The 21,413-nt window shown below is 27.8% G+C and carries 19 protein-coding genes and 1 other annotated feature; of the genes, 6 read left to right on the plus strand and 13 right to left on the minus strand.

The window, feature by feature from the left end; all coding sequences use genetic code 11:
- Window positions 1-12: 12 nt before the first annotated feature.
- The 8 genes from HMPREF1092_RS12285 to purR form a co-directional block, all read right to left on the minus strand.
- Window positions 13-1,620 carry a response regulator transcription factor gene (locus HMPREF1092_RS12285; protein WP_040413723.1) on the minus strand — a complete coding sequence of 536 codons (1,608 nt, stop codon included), beginning with the start codon at window positions 1,618-1,620 and terminating at the stop codon, window positions 13-15.
- A gap of 170 nt (window positions 1,621-1,790) precedes the next feature.
- A complete protein-coding gene (locus tag HMPREF1092_RS17270; protein WP_002598989.1) occupies window positions 1,791-1,952 on the minus strand; it encodes a hypothetical protein in 162 nt (53 codons plus the stop codon).
- A gap of 12 nt (window positions 1,953-1,964) precedes the next feature.
- A complete protein-coding gene (gene mglC / locus HMPREF1092_RS12290) occupies window positions 1,965-2,999 on the minus strand; it encodes a galactose/methyl galactoside ABC transporter permease MglC (protein ID WP_002598990.1) in 1,035 nt (344 codons plus the stop codon).
- A 15-nt stretch (window positions 3,000-3,014) separates the two neighbouring features.
- Window positions 3,015-4,514 (minus strand): galactose/methyl galactoside ABC transporter ATP-binding protein MglA, encoded by a 1,500-nt coding sequence (gene mglA, locus HMPREF1092_RS12295; RefSeq protein WP_002598991.1) that lies wholly within the window; start codon window positions 4,512-4,514, stop codon window positions 3,015-3,017.
- Between the two features lie 138 nt (window positions 4,515-4,652).
- On the minus strand, window positions 4,653-5,702 hold the full coding sequence (locus HMPREF1092_RS12300; RefSeq protein WP_002598992.1) for a galactose ABC transporter substrate-binding protein: 1,050 nt from the start codon (window positions 5,700-5,702) through the stop codon (window positions 4,653-4,655).
- 624 nt (window positions 5,703-6,326) lie between these two features.
- The gene (locus HMPREF1092_RS12305; protein ID WP_002598993.1) at window positions 6,327-7,286 is read right to left on the minus strand and encodes a ribose-phosphate diphosphokinase; all 960 of its coding nucleotides are present in this window, start codon (window positions 7,284-7,286) and stop codon (window positions 6,327-6,329) included.
- Window positions 7,287-7,321: 35 nt separating this feature from the next.
- Window positions 7,322-8,692, minus strand: coding sequence for a bifunctional UDP-N-acetylglucosamine diphosphorylase/glucosamine-1-phosphate N-acetyltransferase GlmU (gene glmU / locus HMPREF1092_RS12310; RefSeq protein ID WP_002598994.1), 1,371 nt, complete (start codon window positions 8,690-8,692; stop codon window positions 7,322-7,324).
- 265 nt (window positions 8,693-8,957) lie between these two features.
- Window positions 8,958-9,773 (minus strand): pur operon repressor, encoded by an 816-nt coding sequence (gene purR / locus HMPREF1092_RS12315; RefSeq protein WP_002598995.1) that lies wholly within the window; start codon window positions 9,771-9,773, stop codon window positions 8,958-8,960.
- Between the two features lie 272 nt (window positions 9,774-10,045).
- Here purR and murC point away from each other — a divergent pair, with 272 nt between their 5' ends.
- The 3 genes from murC to HMPREF1092_RS12330 all read left to right on the plus strand — a co-directional run bounded on the left by murC (window position 10,046) and on the right by HMPREF1092_RS12330 (window position 14,900).
- Window positions 10,046-11,422, plus strand: coding sequence for a UDP-N-acetylmuramate--L-alanine ligase (gene murC / locus HMPREF1092_RS12320; RefSeq protein ID WP_002598996.1), 1,377 nt, complete (start codon window positions 10,046-10,048; stop codon window positions 11,420-11,422).
- Window positions 11,423-11,753: 331 nt separating this feature from the next.
- A complete protein-coding gene (locus HMPREF1092_RS12325) occupies window positions 11,754-12,992 on the plus strand; it encodes a NupC/NupG family nucleoside CNT transporter (RefSeq protein ID WP_002598997.1) in 1,239 nt (412 codons plus the stop codon).
- Window positions 12,993-13,250: 258 nt separating this feature from the next.
- Entirely contained in the window at window positions 13,251-14,900 is a 1,650-nt protein-coding gene (locus HMPREF1092_RS12330; RefSeq protein WP_002598998.1) for an alpha-keto acid decarboxylase family protein, read from the plus strand.
- Window positions 14,901-14,954: 54 nt separating this feature from the next.
- Here HMPREF1092_RS12330 and HMPREF1092_RS12335 read toward each other — a convergent pair whose 3' ends face one another.
- A complete protein-coding gene (locus HMPREF1092_RS12335; RefSeq protein WP_002598999.1) occupies window positions 14,955-15,410 on the minus strand; it encodes a DUF4825 domain-containing protein in 456 nt (151 codons plus the stop codon).
- Between the two features lie 76 nt (window positions 15,411-15,486).
- Entirely contained in the window at window positions 15,487-16,566 is a 1,080-nt protein-coding gene (locus HMPREF1092_RS12340; protein WP_002599000.1) for a M24 family metallopeptidase, read from the minus strand.
- 136 nt (window positions 16,567-16,702) lie between these two features.
- Between HMPREF1092_RS12340 and HMPREF1092_RS12345 the strand changes: the two genes are divergently transcribed.
- Complete coding sequence (locus HMPREF1092_RS12345) at window positions 16,703-17,407, plus strand: metallophosphoesterase family protein (RefSeq protein ID WP_002599001.1); 705 nt, start codon at window positions 16,703-16,705, stop codon at window positions 17,405-17,407.
- 21 nt (window positions 17,408-17,428) lie between these two features.
- On the opposite strand, the gene HMPREF1092_RS12350 is transcribed toward HMPREF1092_RS12345, so the two are convergent.
- Window positions 17,429-17,824 (minus strand): cytochrome b5 domain-containing protein, encoded by a 396-nt coding sequence (locus HMPREF1092_RS12350; RefSeq protein ID WP_002599002.1) that lies wholly within the window; start codon window positions 17,822-17,824, stop codon window positions 17,429-17,431.
- Between the two features lie 96 nt (window positions 17,825-17,920).
- Window positions 17,921-18,171, plus strand: a binding site (T-box leader).
- 57 nt (window positions 18,172-18,228) lie between these two features.
- Here HMPREF1092_RS12350 and asnS point away from each other — a divergent pair.
- On the plus strand, window positions 18,229-19,623 hold the full coding sequence (gene asnS, locus HMPREF1092_RS12355; RefSeq protein ID WP_002599003.1) for an asparagine--tRNA ligase: 1,395 nt from the start codon (window positions 18,229-18,231) through the stop codon (window positions 19,621-19,623).
- 171 nt (window positions 19,624-19,794) lie between these two features.
- A complete protein-coding gene (locus HMPREF1092_RS12360; RefSeq protein ID WP_002599004.1) occupies window positions 19,795-20,310 on the plus strand; it encodes a hypothetical protein in 516 nt (171 codons plus the stop codon).
- A 59-nt stretch (window positions 20,311-20,369) separates the two neighbouring features.
- Here HMPREF1092_RS12360 and HMPREF1092_RS12365 read toward each other — a convergent pair whose 3' ends face one another.
- Window positions 20,370-20,891: a carbohydrate-binding protein gene (locus tag HMPREF1092_RS12365; protein ID WP_002599005.1), complete on the minus strand. Its 522-nt coding sequence runs from the start codon at window positions 20,889-20,891 to the stop codon at window positions 20,370-20,372.
- 57 nt (window positions 20,892-20,948) lie between these two features.
- Window positions 20,949-21,326: a hypothetical protein gene (locus HMPREF1092_RS12370; RefSeq protein ID WP_002599006.1), complete on the minus strand. Its 378-nt coding sequence runs from the start codon at window positions 21,324-21,326 to the stop codon at window positions 20,949-20,951.
- Window positions 21,327-21,413: the final 87 nt, after the last annotated feature.

The following is a 21,413-nucleotide window of genomic DNA, read 5'->3' on the forward strand; positions in this document are numbered from 1 at the left end:
AAGAGGTCTCCTTTAACTTTTTCTATATTTTGAAGGAGCTACCCCATATTTTTTTCTAAATACATAGCTAAAATAATTTGCTTGAGAATATCCAACCTTTAAAGCTATCATATAAGCTTTGTCATCAGTTGAATTTAATAATTTTATTCCTTCTTCTAATCTTACATGGGTTAAATAATTTACAAAGCTCATTCCAACCTCTTTTTTAAATAAACTTGAAAAATAAGTTGAACTTACATGTAAATGAGAACAAACTTGCTCAACTGATAATTCACAATCACTAAAGTTTTCACTAATATACTTTTTAGCATCTTCAATTAAAAGCTTAGAAGAATTTATTCTATTTCCTTTTATATGCTTATTTATCCTTTTACCTATTATTTTAAAAGTCTTTTCTACTTCCTCTAATGAAGTTATATTTTCTAAATAATTATAATAATTAAAGTCTTTCTCTAAAACATCTTCCATCTTTAAATTATAGCTTTGCATAAGCTTTATAATAGATATCATAATTTCCATTAAGTATATTTTATACCCATTTAAAGGCATAAGATAATTTTCTAAATTCTTAAATATATTTCCTATAACTTTCTCAATTTCATCTTCTGTTGAAATTTTTATAGTATCTAATAATTTCTTTTCCTCTGCTCCTGTAAATTCTAAGTTGATAACTTTATTAGGTTCTACATCCTTTATGTAAGTAACTTTACCTCTTCCTAATATAATTCTATAACTTAAAGCATCTTCAGCAGCTGTAAATGAATTCTTTAGCATATTATATTCATTAAATATGTTTCCTACCCCTATAGAAATAGTCTTATTAAATATTTTGTAAAACTCATTACAAACTTCATTTAACCCCTTTATAAGTAAATCTATTGTATACTTTTCATCTAAACTAGCTATTAAAATAACTCTATCTAAGTAAATAAACTTAGTATATATACTATATTCTTCCATAGTATCTTCAATAATTTTACTTATAGAAACATTAGCTAATCCTATATTTCCTTCAAAAAGATTTTCTTTTTTTAGATTCTTTCTCTTATCAAAATGAATTATACAAAAGACTAAGTCTCCCTTTAAAAACTCTAACTGGAATCTTTTTATCTCTTCTCTCCATCTCATCTCCTTTATTTTACCTTCAATTGCACCAATTAAAAATTGCTCTCTCAATATAGGTAAACTTTCTTTATAATATTTTTGTAGAGTTTCCATATTACTTTTTTCTTTGTACTCTTCATCTAATTTATTTTTAACCTTCTTTAAAACTGCAGAAAGCTCCATAGCACTTACTGGTTTTAATATATATTCTATAACATTTATTTTTATTGCTTTTTGAGCATATTCAAAATCATCTGAACCTGAAAAAATTATTATTTTTATTCCTGGCATACTTTCTTTTAAGATTCTACCAAGCTCTAACCCATCCAGAAATGGCATTGAAATATCAGTAAGAACAATATCAAGCTTTAATTTTTCAATCTTATCTAAAGCATCTTTTCCATTCTCAGCAGTCCCAACCACTTCAAACCCATACTCTTTCCAATCTAATTTTCTAATAATACCTTCCCTAACTTCTTCTTCATCATCAACAATTAGTACTCTATATAAATTCACTCTTTCATCACCTTCCATAAATTTATATCAATTACTTTTATTACCTTTAAATTATAACATAGATTCACTTTAAAATTTAGAATTTAAAATTGAAAATAAAAAAAGCTGGCACAACAAACCAGCTTTCTCTACATTCTTAATTTCATATTTTAAATTCTAAATTTCCAATTTTAAACTAGAATTCCTATTACTAAAGAAAATCCTAATAAAACAAACAATATTATTAAAACTCTATCCATTGTTTCTAGTGACACATCTATACGTCCATATAAAGTATCTCTAACAGTTTTCTTTTTTTCTTTAATTCCTTCTAGTTTCTCCTTTTCATTCATACTATTACCTCATTATTTTTTCGCTATATATTTTCTTACATCTAAAGCAACAGCTACTATAATAATTAACCCTCTAATTATATATTGCCAATATGCATTTACTCCTATAAAGTTTAATCCATAGTTGATAACTTGTAATAAAACTGTTCCTAAAAGAACTCCAGGAATAGTTCCAACTCCACCTGAGAATGAAACTCCTCCAACTACACACGCAGAAATTGCATCAAGTTCATAGTTAAATCCTGTAGCTGTTGAAGTAGAACCTGCTCTTGCAGCTTCTAAGAATCCTGCTAAACCATAAAGCATTCCAGATATAATAAATATTATCATTATATTTTTAACTATATTAACACCAGAAACTGCTGCTGCCTCTGGATTTCCACCAATTGCAAACATATTTTTACCTAAAGTTGTCTTATTCCATATAAACCACATAATCAATGCAACTATTGCTAAATAAAAAACTAAATTTGGTATTTCAACACTTCCAAGCTTTAAAGAACCATTTACTGCATTTGTATATCTTGAATCTAAGTTTGCTACTGGTTGAGCCCCTAATGGCGGTCTATCAATATAAAGACAAGAGATACCAAAAGCTATAAGCTGAGTTCCCAAAGTAATTATAAATGCATGTACTTTCAGTTTAGCTACTCCAAATCCATTAATTGCTCCAAATATTCCACCAATTACTATTGCTAATATTAATGGAAGAGCTAATGGCAAGATAGGTAAATCTGGATACATTCTCGCTGCATAAGTTGATGATTGTAATAAAGAAGCTGAAATTATAGCAGTAAGTCCTAAAATACGTCCTGCTGATAAGTCAGTTCCTTGTAAAACTATAAGTCCGGCTACTCCAAGAGCTAAAATACCACGTGTTGATGCTTGACTTAAAATATTAGTAAAATTCTTTAAGGAAAGAAATCCTGGTTCCTTTACAATAAAGAAAATAATCATTAAAAATAAAACTATATATAAAGCATAGTTAAGAAGAAAATCTATAACTTTCTTTTTATCTATCTTTTTTTCCACTTTACTATTTTCCATAAATAAACTCCCCTTTTAAATATATTTTGCAGCCATAGTCATAATATCTTCTTGAGTAAGTTCTTTTGTATCACCTACTCCAGCAACTCGCCCATTTGACATAACTAAAATTCTATCGCAAATTCCAAGTAATTCTGGCATTTCTGAAGAAACAACTATTACGCCTTTACCCTTTTTAGCTAAATCTATTATCAATTGATATATTTCATATTTAGCTCCTACATCAATCCCCCTAGTAGGCTCATCCAATAGAAGAATCTCTGGCTTAGTTAAAAGCCATCTTCCTATAATAACCTTTTGTTGATTTCCTCCTGATAATGTTTTTATAGCTGTCTTTGAACTAGGTGTTTTTACCCTCATACTTTCTATAACCCATTTTGTATCTTCTTCCATCTTTTTAGAGTTTAAAACACCTTTACTGCTATATCCATCTAAATTAGCTATAATTGAATTAAAATTTATAGATAGCTGTCCAAATATTCCTGTTGCTCTTCTCTCTTCAGTAAGCAATGCAAAACCATTTTTGATTGCTTTTCTTGAATTAGAATTATCTACCTTTTTCCCATGAAGAATCACTTCTCCACTACTATGTTTTGCTATTCCAAATATAGTTTCTAAAAGTTCTGTTCTCTTAGATCCAACCAGTCCTGCTACACCTAAAATTTCACCTTTTCTTAATTCAAAAGAAGCATCTACAATAGATGGTTGATACATTCCAGTCAAATTTTTAACTTCTAAAATAACTTCCTCTGGCTTATTATCCTTTGGAGGAAATCTATCGCCTAAATCTCTTCCTACCATTAATTTAATTATCTTATCTGTAGTAAGATTTTTAGCTTCTATAGTATCTATCCATTTACCATCTCTCATAATAGTTACATCATCAGAAATCTGTAGAATTTCCTCCATTTTATGAGAAATATAAATTATTCCACACCCTCTATCTCTAAGCTTATTTATTATTCTAAATAAATGAGTTACTTCTTCTTCAGTTAAAGAAGATGTTGGCTCATCTAACACTAAAATCTTTGCATTATAAGAAACTGCCTTTGCAATCTCTACCATCTGTCTTTGAGAAACTGATAATTTTCCCATCTTTATTCTTGGATTAATATCTATTTCTAATTCATCTAAAACCCTTTTAGTTTCATTGAATAATATTTTCGAATCTACAACTCCCATTTTCCCTGGAAATCTTCCAAGCCAAATGTTTTCCATAACATCTCTTTGTAAAACTTGATTAAGCTCTTGATGAACCATTGCTACACCATTTTCCATAGCTTGCTTTGGATTAGAGAAATTTATCTTTTTACCTTCTATAAAAATCTCACCTTCATCTTCTATATAAACTCCAAATAGACATTTCATTAAAGTTGATTTACCTGCTCCATTTTCACCCATAAGAGCATGTACAGTTCCTGCTCTTACTTTTAAATTAGCCTTATCTAAGGCTTTAACCCCGGGAAAGTTTTTACATATATCTATCATTTCAAGAATATATTTTTTATCTTCCATTAAATTCTCACCACTTTTCATTATTATTTATAAGATCTATTCCAATGTAAAATTTAAAATTATCCTCCTATCTTTCACTATTATTTTATAAGCTACATAACAATAGAAACATTGCTATGTAGCTTTTCTTAAGGGGAACTATTTTGATCCTTTTATAAATTCTTTGTATGGTATACGAATTGAAACTTCAGTATCATCAAATTTATACTCAGTTCCTTCAATAGCTGATTTTCCTTCAACTAAATTTAATCCACATTCTAAAAGAGCTTTAGCCATTGCTTCTGCATCTTGAAGAACTGAACCTGTCATTAAGCCTCTTTCAATTAAATCTTGAGCTGCTTCAGTTGCATCAACACCAACTACAGGAATAGTCTTTTTAGCATCTCCATTGTTATATCCTTGAGCTTGTAATGCTGCTATTGCTCCTTGAGCCATACCATCATTATTTGCTATTACAACTTCAATATCATCTTTATATCTTGATAACCAAGCTTCAGTAGCATTTTGAGCTAATGCTTGATCCCAGTTACAAACTTGTTGAGCTAACTTTTCAGTCTTGATTTTTGCTTCATTAATAGTATCTACTGAATATTTTGTTCTTGCTATAGCTTCTGGATTATCAGGTTCACCTTGAAGCATTACATATTGCATTACTCCATCACCATTTTTATCTATAGCTTTTGAATCTTTTTGCCATAATTTAGATAATATTTTCCCTTGTAATACACCAGCTTCTTTTGCATTAGTTCCTACAAAAATAGCTTTGTCGTAAGATTTTATTGCATCAGTAGTTCCCGGCTCTCTATTAAATAATACTACTGGAACTTCTTCAGCCTTTATTTTATCTACTACAGTTTGTGCTGCTCCTGTATCTACTAAGTTAACTAGCAATAAATCCATTTCCTTTTGAAGAAGTGTATCTATACTATCATTTTGAGTAGCTTGGTCACCTTTTCCATCAACTATAGTAAGTTCTATTTTCTTATCATTTTCCTCAGCAAGCTTTTCTATGTTTTGTCTTACTGTAGAAATATAAGTATCATCAAATTTATAAAGACATACTCCAACCTTAATAGTGTCTCCTGCCTTTGCATCTCCATCAGATGTAGCTCCTCCACATCCAACTAATGAAATAGTCATCATTGCTGTTGCCATAGCCATAGCTAATACTTTCTTTACATTTTTCATAAATCCCATTCCCTCCAAATATATAAATTCTCTTAGTTATCGTTTACAATTATATTATATTTAAATAACCATTTTTTTACATATAAAATCCTACACACTTTTATCAAAATTCTTAGGTGTTTTAAAAAAACTACCTTGATAAACTTCTATTAAATATTCATCAAATGAATTCCTTTAATTTCATAATTTAAATTTTCAATTTTAGATTCTCTATAGCTCCTCTTCCATCATTAACTCATTTAAATACACAGTAACGTTCTAATACTTTAGAAAATACTTCTACAATCCCAATTTGAATTAAATTATCTTCACTAAATGTATTTTTCTTTTTTATTTATCTAATCTAAATGAATTTTCAAGCTATAAGTTAAATTATCTTTATATTTTTCTTTATTTATTTAATATCTTTTCTCCAAAATCACTTAGACTTTCTCTCTTTTTAGAGTTCACTCTAATTAAAGTTCAATAAATTCTCTAATATTTCTATTAATGAATCTAAAGGTATGAATTTATCAAAAATAAACAGCGCATATGGTATAGAAATATTTTTTTAAATTTAAAATAAAAGAGCCGTTACAAAATGATTATTAATCATTTTGTAACAGCTCCTTTATATTCTATAAATTATACTTCAAATAATTTACTAATTGGTTTATCATCATATATTCTTTGAATAGCTTCAGCAAAAATAGGTGCTACTGATAATGATTTAAATTTATTTTTATCAATATTTTCTGGAAGATCAATTGTGTTTAACATAACTAATTCTTCTATTGCTGAATTATTTATTCTTTCAAAGGCTGGTCCTGATAAAACTCCATGTGTACAACATGCATAAACATTTTTTGCACCTAAATCTTTTAAAGCATTAGCTGCATTTGTAATTGTTCCAGCAGTATCAATCATATCATCAAGAAGTATACATCTCTTTCCTTCTATATCTCCAATAATATTCATTATTTCTGATACATTTGCTTTTGGTCTTCTTTTATCTATTATAGCTATAGGTGCATGTAATTTATCAGCAAACTTTCTAGCTCTTGTAACACTTCCAAGGTCAGGTGATACAACTACTACATCATCTTGATCATCCATTCCCTTATCAATAAAATACTTAGCTAATATTGGTGATCCAACTAAATGATCAACTGGAATATTGAAATATCCTTGTATTTGTGATGCATGTAAATCCATAGTTAATACTCTATTTGCTCCAGCAGTTGTTAAAAGATCAGCAACTAATTTTGCTGTTATTGGATCTCTTGACTTAGCTTTTCTATCTTGTCTTGCATATCCATAATAAGGTATAACAGCTGTTATTCTTCCAGCTGAAGCTCTTTTAAAGGCATCTATCATTATTAATAATTCCATCAAATTATTATTAACTGGTGATGAAGTTGATTGAACTATAAATACATCAGCACCTCTAACAGTTTCATTTATATCAACTGATATTTCTCCATCACTAAAAGTTCCTACTTTTGAATCTCCTAATTCTACTTCTAAAATTTTAGCTATTTCTTTTGCTAGCTCCGGATGAGAATTACCTGTGAATATTTTAATATTATTTCCGTGAGTTACCATTATTTGAAGACCTCCTAATTATTTAACCATTTAAATTATTTTTTTAATCCTTTTTTTTCAACCCAACCCTTTATATTTCTTTGTTTAGCTCTTGCTATGGCAAGATCTCCTTCAGAAACTTCATTAGTTATTGTTGAACCTGCTGCAATATATGTGTTGTCTCCTACTTTAACTGGTGAAACTAAATTTGTATTACAACCTATAAAGCTATTATCTCCAATTATAGTTTTATGTTTTTTCTTTCCATCATAGTTTACTACAACTGTTCCACAACCAAAGTTACATCCGCTTCCTACTTCTGCATCACCTATATATGTTAAGTGAGCTACTTTAGTTTCATTTCCAATGTTAGCTTTTTTAATTTCTACGAAATCTCCTATTTTCACATTATTCCCAATGCTACTTTCTGGTCTGATATAAGCGAATGGCCCTACATTAGTATTCTCTCCAACTTTACTTTCTAATATTACTGAAGATTCTATTGTTGCTCCATTTTCTATAATACTATCTTTTATTCTTGTATTTTGGAGTATTGTACATCTTTGACCGATTTTTGTGTTTCCTTCTAATATTGTATTTGGATAAAGAATAGTATCTTTTCCTATTACAACATCAGCTCCAATATAAGTTGATCTTGGATCAATTAAAGTTACTCCATTATCTAAATGTATTCTATTTATTCTATTTCTTAATATTTCTTCTGCTTCTGCAAGTTGAGCTCTTGAGTTTACTCCTATAGTATCCTCATAATCAGTTACTACAGCTCCAACTTTTTTACCTTCTTCTTTAACAATTCCAATGGCATCAGTTAAATAGTATTCACCTTGTACATTGTCATTTGATATTTTTTCTAAAGCATTTACTAAATCTTCAATATCAAAGCAATACATTGCTGCATTCATTTCATTAACTTTTAATTCTTCTTCATTACAATCCTTATGTTCTACTATTTTTAAAACTTGCCCATTTTCATCTCTTATTATTCTTCCGTATCCTGTTGGATCCTCTACTAATGCACTTAATAAAGTTGCTGAATTATTATTTTCTTCATGATACTTTATTAATTCTTTTATAGTGGTTTCTTTTGTTAATGGAGCATCTCCTGCAAAAATAAGTACAGTTCCTTTTTTTCCTTTTAAAAATTCTGCTGCACATTTAACTGCATGACCTGTCCCTAATTGCTCTTCTTGTAAAGAATATGAAACTTTTCTACTTTCTGTTTCTTTCTTTACTAATTCTGCGCCTTTTCCAATGATTACATTGACATCCTCTATACTAGCCTTTCTCATGTTGTCTATAACATGATTAACCATTTCTTTTCCACATACTTTGTGTAAAACTTTTGGTATATCAGATTTAATTCTTGTTCCTTGACCTGCTGCTAGTATTAACGCACATCTATACATCTTACCACCTCTATTTTACAATTATTTACCATTGATTTTCTTTTATTTTATTTAAAAAAATTTTTTTCTTTATATCTATATTATTATATTTCATAGATGCTTGTATTTCAACCTTTGGTAAATATTAAATAGTCAATCTATGGAATTTTAAACATAAAAAAAATAAAGAGTTTCCTCTTTATTTTTTCAAATCTTCAATTTAATTAATAATTTTTTAAAACCAAATTTTCATAAAATTATAATAATTTAAATTAATTCTATTACCTTATTCAAATAATTTTGAAGGTCTTATATCTGATATTATTGATTCTTCAACTGAATGTAACTCTACTATTGATACATAATCATCTACAAGTTTTTTATTAACTTCTTTATTATCAACTAAAACTCCAATACCAATTAGTTCACTATCAAATTCTTTTAAAAGGTCTTTTATCCCTAAAGCTGTTCCTCCCCCTTTCATGAAGTCATCAATAAACACACATCTTGAATTATTCTTCATAGCTTTCTTTGAAAGAGACATTTGTTGAAGTCTTTTGCTTGTTCCTGAAACATAGTTAATTGTCATTGTTGGTCCTTCTGTTACTAAAGTATCTCTTCTAGCAATAACTAACTGTATACCTAAATTTCTAGCTACTTCATAAGCTAATGGAATTCCTTTTGTTTCCACTGTTATTATATAATCAATTTCTTTATCATTAAACCAAGCTGAAAGAATAGTTCCAGCTCTACTTATTATTTCTGGGTTATACATTAAATCAGTCATATAAATTCTATCACCTGGTATAACTCTTCCTTCATCTTTTAAAATATCACATAAATTTTCTGCAAAATCTTTAGCCATAGAATTACCTATTCTAGGTATATATTTTATTCCACCTGAAGCACCTGAAATAGTTTCTACTTTTCCCATTTCTAATTTATCTAATATTTCTCTAACTATAACTATATCTTCACTTATAGTTGATTTTGCAGCATTTAATAATTCAGAAAATCTATTAAGACCTATAATTTTATTAGGATTTTCTGTTAATATTTTAGTAATAGCTACAACTCTACTGTTTCTGCTTAACTTCTCCATTATAAACTCACCTTCATTTTATATTTATACGAATTATTTTTATATTTTCATTGTTTAATATTCATATTTTATTCTATATTCATATTTTTATCAAGATATTTGAAGTGATATTTTTCTCTCTATTATTCTGTTTTTTAGCTATTGTATATATATATAGAATAAAAAATTTCTATAAATTAAGGAAATTTTTTTAAATATTCACCTTTTTGTTGTGTTCAATTTTCAAAAAATGTATATAATTATAAATGAATTAATAAGGAGAGGTGATTTTTATGTCATTCGATTTTATAAAAGACAAACAAAAGAAAGTTCACTTTATTGGAATTGGTGGTATCAGTATGAGTGGTCTTGCTGCTGTACTTTTAAATAATGGATTTAAAGTTTCAGGTTCTGATTCAAAAGAATCTAAAATTACAAATAGTCTTAAAGAAAAAGGTGCTGAAATATATATCGGCCATAAAAGAGAAAATTTACAAAATGTAGATTTAGTTGTTTATACTGCAGCTATTCCTAATGATAACCCTGAAATTCTAGAAGCAAAAGAAAATAATATTCATTTAATGGATAGAGCAGAATTTTTAGGATTAATAATGAAGGGACATAAATACAATGTAGCTGTTGCTGGTACTCATGGGAAAACTACAAGCACTTCTATGATAACTAACATAACATTAAAAGGAAATCTTGATCCTACTATATTAGTAGGTGGAGAATTAGATATTATTGGAGGGAACTATAGAATTGGTAGCAGTGATTACTTTGTTACTGAAGCATGTGAATACAAAGAATCATTCCTAAAATTCTATCCTTATGTAGGTATTATCTTAAATATTGATGCAGATCATCTTGATTATTATAGAGATTTAAACCACATAATAGAAACTTTTAAAAAGTTCTCAACTCTAATACCAGAAGATGGTTATCTAATTGGATATAATGGTGATAAAAATGTTAGAGGAATCCTAGAAGAAGCTAAATGCAATACTTTAAGTTATGGTTTAGAAGATGCAGATGTAACTGCTAGAAATATAGAATTTAACAACAAAGGTTGTGCTACATTTACAGTTAATAAAAAAGGTGAGGACTTATTTACTGTAAGTCTAAATATGCCTGGAACTCATAATATTTTAAATGCCCTTTCAACTATTTGTGTTGGATTAATATTTAATATTCCATTTGAAAAAATAGCTGAAGGTCTTAATGAGTGCAAAGGTGCTCACAAAAGATTTGAATATAAAGGAGAAATTGATGGCATAACAATTATTGATGATTATGCTCATCATCCTGTTGAGATACAAGCTACTCTTAACACAGCTAAAAAAATTCCTCACGGCAAAACTTATTGTGTTTTCCAACCACACACTTATACAAGAACTAAAACATTATTTGATGAATTCACTACAGCATTTAAAGATTCAGATGAATTAATATTAATGGATATATATGCTGCAAGAGAAAAAGATACTGGACTTGTTTCATCTGATGAATTAGGTGATGCAATAAGAAAAACAGGTTTAAAATGTACAAACGTTCATTCACATGATGAAGCTGTTGATTATTTAAAAAAGGTAGCAAAAAAAGATGATATGATATTAACAGTTGGTGCTGGAGATGTTGTTATTGTTGGAGAAAAATTCTTAAACTTATAAAATTCTAATAAAATAATAAAATTTATTATTTATCATATTATATTTAAGCTAATTATGTAGTTAATACATAATTGGCTTTTTCTTTATTTATCTGTTATATTTCCTATTTCATCCTTAATACTTTTTTCATATATTATACATGTTTTGTCAAAAAAATTTATTTTTTTCTTTAATTTTATTCATTTTTAGTTTATAATTTAATTAATTAATTCAAATTTGAAACACTTTATATAATTTTTTCGACATTTTTCACATTTCTGAAATTTTTTCAGAAAACATTTACTAATGATTTATAAAGGTTTCGTAAATAAACTACAAAGGAGAAATGAAATTGAGCAGATTTATAGGTTTATTAGGTATTGCTGTTATTATTGGAATTGCGGTATTATTCTCTGAAAACAGAAAGAAAATAAATTGGCGTCTTGTTGGGACAGGTCTTGGTCTTCAAGTTGTTTTTGCTGTTTTCATATTAAAAATTCCTGCCGGAGCAAAATTTTTCAATTTTATTAGTCAGGGTATTACTAAACTTCTTGATTTTACAAAAGAAGGGTCATCATTCTTATTCGGTCCATTAATGGATACAAATACAATTGGATCAATATTTGCACTTCAAGTTTTACCAACAATAATATTCTTCTCAGCTTTAATGGGAATACTTTATTATTTAGGTATAATGCAATTTATAGTTAAAATTATTGCTAAAGGTATTTGTAAATTACTTGGTACTTCTGGAGCTGAAACTTTAAGTGCAGTTGGTAACATATTCTTAGGTCAAACTGAAGCTCCTCTTTTAATTAAGCCATTTATTAGTGATATGACTCGTTCAGAGCTTATGGCAATAATGGTTGGTGGTATGGCAACTGTTGCTGGTGGAGTTATGGCAGGATATGTTGCAATGGGGGTTAATGCTGGAGATTTATTAGCTGCTAGTATAATGGCTGCTCCTGCTGGATTAATACTTGCTAAAATTTTAGTTCCTGAAACTGAAGAACCAAAAACTAAAGATGTTAATGGAATAAAAATAGAAAATACAGCTTCTAATGTTGTTGAAGCTGCTGCTAATGGAGCTAGTGAAGGTTTAGGATTAGCACTAAATGTTGCTGCTATGCTTCTTGCATTCGTTGCACTTATGGCTTTATTTAATGCAATATTAAGTGCAGTAGGTGGATTCTTTGGAGCTCCATGGCTTAGCTTCCAATGGATACTTGGTAAGATATTCTCTCCACTTACATTCCTTATGGGAGTTCCCGCTTCTGATATAACTACAGCTGGTAGTTTATTAGGACAAAAAATAATGCTTAACGAATTCGTTGCATACTCAGAACTTTCAAAAAATATAGCTCATGCTGCAGGATATCAAATACTTCAGCCTAAAACTATACTTATAATGACTTATGCATTATGTGGATTTGCAAATATCAGTTCAGTTGCTATCCAAATAGGTGGAATTGGTTCGCTTGCACCTGAGAAAAAAGGACTAATTGCTAAACTTGGTTTCAAAGCTCTACTAGGGGGAGCACTTGCTACTTGTTTAACTGGAACAATAGCTGGAGTACTTTTCGCAGTGTAGTTTAAATAAAAAATAATTAAAAATAATATTCAAATTTAAAATCGTCTTAATTTAAATTAAGACGATTTTTTATTTAATCAAATTTATTTCTGTTTTATTTCTGTAAAAGTTTTTATATTAAATATTTATGTCTAATTAATATTAAAATTATAAATTAATAAAATCCTTGATTTATGTCAAGGATTTATAAATCTATAAGTGATAACATTAGCCCCGTAAAAAGAAAAAATTTCTAATTAATAAAGGAGATGTTTATATATGAAGACAACTGTTGGTGATTATTTAATAGATAGTTTAAAAGAATATGGAGTTAAACACATTTTTGGTGTTCCTGGAGATTATAACTTAAGCTTTCTAGATCAAATAGATGACTCTGAAGATATAGAATGGATTGGTAACTGTAATGAATTAAATGCATCTTATGCAGCTGATGGATATGGAAGAATAAAAGGTATGGCTGCTATTGCAACAACTTTTGGAGTTGGAGAATTAAGCGCTGTTAATGGAATTGCAGGTTCCTATGCTGAAAATGTTCCAGTTGTAAAAATTGTTGGAATTCCTTCAAGCAAAGTAGTAGAAAATAGAAAATTAGTTCACCATACTCTAGGAGATGGAGAATTCTATAGATTCAATGAAATGTTTAAAGAAGTTAGTGTTGCTCAAACAATATTAAATGAAATAAATGCTAAAGAAGAAATTGATAGAGTTCTTAGAGAATGCTATTTATATAAAAAACCAGTCTATATTGGAATGCCAGTAGATTTAGCAACTAAAGTAATAAATGTTTCTGAAAAAACTTCTTACAATCTAGAGAGTGATAAAAATAGTTTAAATAATTTCATTTCAAATGTAAAAAGTTTAATGTCTAAATCTAAAAAGCAAATGATTTTAGCTGATTTTGAAGTTAATAGATATAATTTAAATAAAGAACTTCAAGAATTTGTTGAAGCCTCAAATCTTCCTGTTTCTTCATTGGCTATGGGAAAAGGTGTTATAGATGAAACTCATCCTAACTTTGTAGGAGTATATAGTGGTTCTTTAAGTAATGAAAATATTACTAATCTAGTTAAGAGCTGTGATTTAGCATTTTTAATTGGAGTTAAACTTACAGATTCAATAACTGCTGGTTTTAGTTATATAAATAAAAATATAACTCTTATAGAAGTTCATCCTTTATATTGTAGAATAGGTGAAAACTTATTTAGTAATATTTTAATGAAAGATGCTTTAGAATCTTTAAAAAATTTAAATATTGAATTTTCTAAAAATGATACACCACATGTTTCATTAATAAATAATTTTGAAGCTAAAAATACTCCTCTAACTCAAAAAAGATTTTTCCAAGGAATTGAAAGTTTCTTAAATGAAAATGACATATTAATTGCTGAACAAGGTACTTCTTTCTTCGGTTCTTGCTTAGTTAACATGAAAAAAGGTTGTACATTTGTAGGACAACCACTTTGGGGTTCAATTGGATATACTGTAGGTGCTTTATTAGGAACTCAAATCGCAGATAGAAATAGAAGAAATATTCTTTTAGTTGGTGATGGTTCTTTCCAATTAACAGCTCAAGAAGTTTCTACTATGATTAGAGAAAATCTAAGCCCTATAATAATGGTTATAAATAATGATGGATATACTGTTGAAAGACTTATTCATGGCCCTAACAGAAAATATAATGATATAAATATGTGGGATTATTCAAAATTAGTTTCTGTATTTGACTTAGAAGGAAACAGAAGTATTAGCTTTAAAGCAAAAACTGAAATTGAATTAATGAATGCTTTAAAAGAAGCTGACAATAATAGAGATAAACTTACTTTTATAGAAGTTTGTATGGATAAAATGGACTCCCCTCAATTATTAAAAGATTTAGGTGAATTATTCTCAAAACAAAATAGCTACTAAAAGTAAAAAAGACTTTTTCATTATAGAAAAAGTCTTTTATTTATATATTATTTTTTACCACTCGCATTTTTCTGAAACGAACTCATTTTTCTTAAAATTTAGAACCTCTCCTCCTAAATCTGAAAAATCAAACTCTACATAACCTAAATTTGAAACTAAAATAAACATTTCTCTAGCATTTTTATAAGATAAATCTTTGTAATCTTTTATAAATTCATTAATCTTCTTATCTGAAATACCATTTTTACTATAAGTAACTTTCATTCCATAAGGTTCTTTTTCAGTATATAATTCAAGTTTGTCGAAATAAATATTTCCCGGTAAATTATTCACTAATTTTATCATATCTGAATTATTTCCAACTAAACTTCCACTTAAAGACGAAAGTTTCTCTGTATCTATTTTAGTTATTTCTTCTGATTTATTATTAACTGATATATTTTCATTATTACATCCAATTAAAACTAATGCCACTATAGTAGCACTTAATATCTTAATTAAATTTTTCATAAACTCTCCCCTTATTAACCACTATATAAAAATAAATAATCTAAAATTTATATATTATCTATTTTTTTATCTTAAACTATTTTATAACTGTTACTTCTTTGCTAACACAGTTTAATACTTCATGACCATCTTTTGTTACTAATACTAAATCTTCTATTCTAACTCCAAAATCATCTTTTAAATACACTCCAGGTTCAACTGAGAATATCATTCCTGGTTCTAAAACTTTATCATTTACACCACTTACATCTCCAAAATCATGACAATCAATTCCTATGCAATGCCCTGTTCTATGTGTAAAATATTCTCCATAACCATTTTCAGTTATATATTCTCTTGCCGCTTTATCTATATCACTAAATTTTACACCTGGTTTTACAGCTTCTATAGCTCTTTCATTTGCTTCTTTAACTATTGAATAAATTGATTCATGCTTATTTGAAGGAACTTTTCCAAAGAAAACTGTTCTAGTCATATCAGAACAATAATCGTTATATACACATCCAATATCTATAACAATACTATCTCCAATTTTTAATCTTGTATCATCTGTTTCATGGTGTGGATCTGCTCCATTTGGACAAAAAGCTATTATTGGACTAAAAGAAAACTTGTTTGAACCATTTTTTTCATAAAGTTCTTTTAAAAGATCAACACATTCAAGCTCTGTCATACCTTCTTTTAAATGTCCCCATAATTCTTTCATAGTTTTATCATTTATTTTTGATGCTTCTTTCATAAACTCTATCTCTTCTGCATCTTTAATCATTCTAAGTTCATCTATTATAACTGAAGAATTCTTGTATTCCTTTGCCGCATTAAGTTCCATTAACTCTATTAAGTAATGTGATGGCCAAGTTTTATCTATTCCTAAATTTGAAGTATTGTCTATATACTTAGATAAAACTTCAGTTGGATTATCTGTATCTTCATACCAAACAATATCTACCCCTAAATCTTCATTTACTGGGAAAAGCTTATTATTTATTAATTTATGGTCTCCATTTGATTTAATAAGAAGAACTATCATTCTATTTCCTGGATGAAACCATTTCCCTGTTAAATAAAATAATGAAGATGGTGCTGAAACAAGAATTTGATCTAAATTTTCTTCTTTCATCTTATCTATAACCTTTTTCACTCTATTTTCTTTCATATTTCCCTCCTATTGTTTATAACTTTATTATTAATTACTATTATACACCTTTATATAGATTTTATATAATGATAAAATATTCTTTAGATATGTTTGTCATAAAAAATTATATATAATCTTTCAGGAGGATTTTATTATGAAGATTGCAGTTATATCAGACATTCATGGAAATATATATTCCTTAATGAAAGTCTTTGAAGATATAGATGATAATAGAGTTGATAAAGTTATTTGTTTAGGGGACTTAGTTGGATATGGACCACATCCTAATGAAGTAATAGCTTTAATTAAAAGAAGAGAAATTACTTGTTTAAAAGGAAATTATGATGCCTCTGTTTGCGATGGAGATTTCACATATATAAGAGATAATAATATAAATTCTTTTTCACTTCCTTGGGCAGTTGAAGAAGTAAGAAATTCAAATAAATATTTTTTAGAAAACCTAGAAACTGAATATAGATTAAAAGTTGGAAAAAGAGAAATTCTTTTTGTACATGGAAGCCCAAATTCAATAAGTGAATATCTTTTTGAAGATGGAAGCAATACTGAAGAAATTATGAAAAATTTAAATGCTGATATTTTAGTGTGTGCTCATACTCATATTCCATCATGTAAAATGTTTGGAGATAAACTTTTCATAAATGATGGTAGTGTTGGTAAACCTAAAAATGGTTCACCTAACGCAACTTATTGCATATTAGATATAAATGAGGAAACTGGAGAAGTAAAAGTTAAATTTAGAAATGTTGAATATGAATTTAAAAGAATAGTAAAAGATATGACTATGCTTAAATTTCCTTCTAATCTTATTCAATCATATGAAACTGGTAGAGAAGTTTAAAAGCAGGATTATCCTGCTTTTTTATTCTTTTAAAACTCCTACTATTCTAGCTTTTCTAAGTGTATCTCTATCTCCTTTTAAACATGAATAAAAAACTTCAGTTGCGTCTTTTCCTAGAGGAAATTTACAATTCCCATTAACGAATTCTTTAATTCCAGTAACATCATAAACAGTTCCATCAATAACTATGTATGCTAAGTTATTTCCTATTCCATTGTATTGAGATAACTCTTCCATAGTAAAATTTTTAATTTTACGTTTAAATTCATTTTCAATAAAAATAAGTTCCTCTAATTCTTCCATTACATATTTAATTTTTTCTATAATTACTTCCCTCTCTTCAATTCTTGCACTTAACATTCCTTTTAAAATATTTATTTCTCTATTTTTTCTTATAATTAAATTATTTAGTAACATATTTCCCCCATAAAAAATATTATTATATAACTATTCTATGTTAATTCCTTGATTTTGATTTAAAAATATTGTAAAATCATTTTAATATAATATTTCAATGAAACGTTGACGAGAAGAGTAAACTTAGGAAGTAGTTTTAGCGAATAAGGGATGGTGTAAGCCTTATACGAAGCCTATTTTGAAGAACATCTCTGAGTATCTAACCGAAAACTTTAAGTTAGTAGGCTTAGACGGAACTTCCAAACCGTTATAAATTTGGAAAGCATAAATTTTGTGTTTTAAAGCTGGTTTTCTTTTTTAGAAAACAAATTGGGTGGCACCGCGTATAGTATCCTTTCGTCCCATACATACTGGGAAGTGAAGGATTTTTTTTATATAATTTTTTATTAATAGGAGGAAAAATAATGGATAAAAACGTATTAGTTAGATCACTATACAGAAACACTTCTGACCATTTAGGAAAAGAAATAACAATAACAGGATGGATAAGAACTTTAAGAGCTTCAAACGCTTTTGGATTTATCGAAATTAATGATGGTTCTTTCTTTAAAAATATTCAAGTTGTATTTGATAATAAATTAGAAAACTTTAAAGAAATATCAAAACTACCTATAAGTTCATCATTAAAAGTTGTAGGGACTTTAGTTGAAACACCAAATGCTAAACAACCTTTTGAAATTCAAGCTAGCGAAATCGTAATTGAAGGTATGTCAGATTCTGACTATCCACTACAAAAGAAAAGACATACTTTTGAATATTTAAGAACTATAGCACACTTAAGACCAAGAAGTAATGCATTCTCAGCTGTATTCAGAGTTAGATCAGTTGCTGCTTATGCTATACACAAATTTTTCCAAGAACAACACTTCGTATACACTCACACTCCAATACTAACTGGAAGTGACTGTGAAGGTGCAGGAGAAATGTTTAGAGTAACTACTTTAGATTTACAAAACCCTCCAAAAACTGAAAATGGAGATATTGATTATTCAAAAGATTTCTTTGGAAAAGAAACTAACCTTACTGTTTCAGGACAATTAAATGGTGAAACTTATGCTTTAGCATTTAGAAATATTTATACTTTCGGACCAACTTTCAGAGCTGAAAATTCAAATACAGCAAGACATGCTGCTGAATTCTGGATGGTTGAACCTGAAATATCATTTGCTGATTTAGAAGATAACATGAAATTAGCTGAAGATATGTTAACTTATGTAATAAAATATGTTATGGATGAATGTCCTGAAGAAATTCAATTCTTTAACCAATTTATAGATAAAGGATTAGTAGAAAGATTAAATCATGTTGTAAACTCAGACTTTGCTAGAGTTACTTATACAGATGCAGTAGAAATATTAAAATCTTGTGGAAGAACTTTCGAATATCCAGTTGAATGGGGAATTGACCTTCAAACTGAACACGAAAGATATCTTACTGAAGAACACTTCAAAAAACCAGTTTTCGTAACTGATTATCCAAAAGATATAAAAGCATTCTACATGAGAATGAATGATGATAATAAAACTGTTGCTGCAATGGATCTTCTAGTACCAGGAATAGGTGAAATAATTGGAGGAAGCCAAAGAGAAGAAAGACTTGATCTTCTTAAGAAGAGAATGGCTGAACTTAACTTAAATGAAGAAGATTACTGGTGGTATTTAGAGCTTAGAAAATACGGAGAAACTAAACATTCAGGATATGGATTAGGATTTGAAAGATTAATCATGTACATTACTGGTATGACAAATATCAGAGACGTAATTCCATTCCCAAGAACAACTGGTCAATCTGATTTCTAATATTAATTAAAATATATAATAAAACTCCTTAGATAAACTAAGGAGTTTTATTTTGTAATTTTCTATCATTAAAATAAGTTATGTTTCTACATTTCTATTAACAGTTAATTAATAATCAATATTATACACCCATGTTATAATAAATAGTATTAAATATTAGGAGGAGAAGTTATGCTAATTCTTATCGGATTAATAGTTTTATTAATAATAATAGCATTAAACATTCCATTAGCATTAAAAACTCAAAAGAAATTTTTAAGCACTTGTGAAGGTGAATATAAAACATTTCAAGATGCTAATCTAAAAAAATTCACTATATTATTCTTCGTTATATTAATAATAGCAATTGGATTTGCAATTGTGTCTAAAAAATATATCTTCTTACTTGCAGCTGCACTTATGTTATTCCTTGTAGTTGGTGCAGTAAAAAATGCAATGATAGTTACTAAAGATAAATTATATTTTAGACAATGTACTGTTCCATTAACAGAAATAAAATCTGCAGAACTAACATATACTGCTCAACAAAAAATTATGATATTATTCACTATGCAAAATGATCATAAATTTGGATATGCTCACGGAAAAATAGATACTCCAAAAGCAATAGCAGAAGCTATAAAAGAAGTTGGAATTCCAGTAGAAAATAAATTAAATAAAAATACTGATATTAAATCAGAAAACTAAGAATAATAAGAAAAAAGTCTGTGCCATTATCATATGACATAGACCTTTTTCTTATATTTTTAATATTTAAACTCTTGCCAAAGACTAACTGCTTCTTTAGGATTCCATGATTCTTGTGAGGTATGATTTTGTATACATTTATAATTCCTACCTTCAAATACAACTTCATCATCTACTTTATACTCAATAGAATTTTTATTCCAATTATTAATATTATTTTCTGCTAAATTTACTTTGTCAATTTTTCTACTAAAAGAAAATCTTGATTCACTTCCATTAGATTTTGCTATTAATTCATAATAGTCATCTTCTTTACTTTCTAAGAATATTTTTATTCCATCTTTATTATTAAGTAATTTTCCTTCGAAAACTTTAATATCCTCTTCATTTTTCATTTTTTTATTAATTACTAAATCTATCTCATGTGGATAAGTGGATGTTACTTTTATATAATTTTTTGTTTCTACATCAACTTCTATATTTCCATCCAACTCAACTACCATATCTTTTTTATCATCTACACTTTCATTTTGTTTAGACCCACAACCTACTATTAAAAAAGAAGCTCCTACAAGCACCATTAGAATTACTCTCTTTATTTTTATATTATTATCTCTTTTCCTTCTAAACTTTAACAACTAATTATTTTCTCTCTGAAATATCCTCTTAATACTTACATCTTTAGCTTCAACATATAATTCATACCACTTATCTTTATTTGAAACTTTATCTTCTTTAACCGTAGCTTCATTGTTGTTTTTATCTAAAACTTCCTCTAATATTTTAATACTTTTTCCACTATCTGTTGCTTTACTTAGCTCTACTCTTACATCTTCATAATAACTACTTTTAATCTTTATGTATTCTTTATCTTCCAAATTAACTTTTATACTATTTTCTAATTCAGAAATTTTCTCCATACTCCTTTTTTCACTTCTAGTTAATCCATCAGAGTCCCTACATCCAACGAAAACTATAGAACTTAAAATTGTTATTCCTAAAACCCATTTTTTCAAAATCATTCCTCTCCCAAATAACCTTTTAATATAAAATCAAACCCTCATTTAATTTTACCAATTTATGTTAACTAATACAATAAAAAA

The organism is Clostridium thermobutyricum (assembly GCF_000371465.1).
Classification (GTDB): Bacteria; Bacillota; Clostridia; order Clostridiales; family Clostridiaceae; genus Clostridium; species Clostridium thermobutyricum.

Coding starts and splice junctions, on each gene's coding strand:
- HMPREF1092_RS17270 (WP_002598989.1), bottom strand. CDS start 1,952: ATGAATGAAAAGGAGAAACTAGAAGGAATTAAAGAAAAAAAGAAAACT.
- mglC (WP_002598990.1), bottom strand. CDS start 2,999: ATGGAAAATAGTAAAGTGGAAAAAAAGATAGATAAAAAGAAAGTTATA.
- mglA (WP_002598991.1), bottom strand. CDS start 4,514: ATGGAAGATAAAAAATATATTCTTGAAATGATAGATATATGTAAAAAC.
- HMPREF1092_RS12300 (WP_002598992.1), bottom strand. CDS start 5,702: ATGAAAAATGTAAAGAAAGTATTAGCTATGGCTATGGCAACAGCAATG.
- HMPREF1092_RS12305 (WP_002598993.1), bottom strand. CDS start 7,286: ATGGTAACTCACGGAAATAATATTAAAATATTCACAGGTAATTCTCAT.
- glmU (WP_002598994.1), bottom strand. CDS start 8,692: ATGTATAGATGTGCGTTAATACTAGCAGCAGGTCAAGGAACAAGAATT.
- purR (WP_002598995.1), bottom strand. CDS start 9,773: ATGGAGAAGTTAAGCAGAAACAGTAGAGTTGTAGCTATTACTAAAATA.
- murC (WP_002598996.1), top strand. CDS start 10,046: ATGTCATTCGATTTTATAAAAGACAAACAAAAGAAAGTTCACTTTATT.
- HMPREF1092_RS12330 (WP_002598998.1), top strand. CDS start 13,251: ATGAAGACAACTGTTGGTGATTATTTAATAGATAGTTTAAAAGAATAT.
- HMPREF1092_RS12335 (WP_002598999.1), bottom strand. CDS start 15,410: ATGAAAAATTTAATTAAGATATTAAGTGCTACTATAGTGGCATTAGTT.
- HMPREF1092_RS12340 (WP_002599000.1), bottom strand. CDS start 16,566: ATGAAAGAAAATAGAGTGAAAAAGGTTATAGATAAGATGAAAGAAGAA.
- HMPREF1092_RS12345 (WP_002599001.1), top strand. CDS start 16,703: ATGAAGATTGCAGTTATATCAGACATTCATGGAAATATATATTCCTTA.
- HMPREF1092_RS12350 (WP_002599002.1), bottom strand. CDS start 17,824: ATGTTACTAAATAATTTAATTATAAGAAAAAATAGAGAAATAAATATT.
- asnS (WP_002599003.1), top strand. CDS start 18,229: ATGGATAAAAACGTATTAGTTAGATCACTATACAGAAACACTTCTGAC.
- HMPREF1092_RS12360 (WP_002599004.1), top strand. CDS start 19,795: ATGCTAATTCTTATCGGATTAATAGTTTTATTAATAATAATAGCATTA.
- HMPREF1092_RS12365 (WP_002599005.1), bottom strand. CDS start 20,891: ATGGTGCTTGTAGGAGCTTCTTTTTTAATAGTAGGTTGTGGGTCTAAA.